The organism is Bartonella sp. MR168JLCBS (genome assembly GCF_042194175.1).
In genome coordinates, this window is record NZ_JBHIMP010000240.1 from 1 (window position 1) to 860 (window position 860).

General features: G+C 40.5%; 1 protein-coding gene. It reads right to left on the bottom strand.

Annotated elements, in window-relative coordinates; translation table 11 throughout:
- Positions 1–308: 308 nt before the first annotated feature.
- On the bottom strand, positions 309–860 hold a 552-nt coding region (locus ACFIK8_RS10620; protein WP_375669406.1), incomplete at its 5' end, for an IMP dehydrogenase.

Consider the following 860-nt stretch of genomic DNA (forward strand, 5'->3'; position numbering starts at 1 on the left):
TAATAGCATCTCATGTGCCGATATAAATCCACTCTACTAATATTCGATAAATTTTGTAAACTTCTAATATTCGATAAATTTTGTAAACTTTATCTAGAGTTATTCTCAATAAAAATATCTGCAAGATGATAGTCAACAGCCTGCTTAATCTTCTCAATTTTATATAACCTAAGGAAAGAATTGGATCGTTAGCTTCCAATTCTTTCCCTTTACGCTTGAGATTATTGTACCAAACCACAAACAGCAGTTCTTGTACATTTTTCTAAACAGTCTTTTATGCTCTGGAATGACTCTAAGGTCTTTACATTTCAAAGAGGTTTTCGATAATTTGGACTTTCCCGTGTGATAGCAACATCATGTGTATGACTTTCGTGGAGTCCAGCATTGGTAATACGAACAAATGTCGCTTTTTCACGAAACTCCGCTAGATTTTTCGCCCCAACATAACCCATCGAAGCACGCAATCCACCAGCCAGCTGGTGCAGAACCGGCGCTATCGGTCCTTTATAAGCAACTTGACCCTCAACACCTTCAGGAACTAATTTAAGCTCATCACGAACTTCATCCTGAAAATAACGATCTGCCGATCCTCTTGCCATAGCTCCAACAGATCCCATGCCACGATATGCTTTAAAAGACCGTCCTTTATAAAGATAAACTTCACCATGACTTTCTTCTGTACCCGCTAAAAGGGAACCAATCATAGCAGCACAAGCCCCACCTGCCAAGGCTTTAGCAAAATCACCAGAAGCTTTGATCCCGCCATCAGCAATCACAGGAATATCTGCTTTGTCAGCAATTTCTGCAGCACTCATAATGGCCGCAAGCTGCGGTACACCAACACCTGCAACAATTCGTGT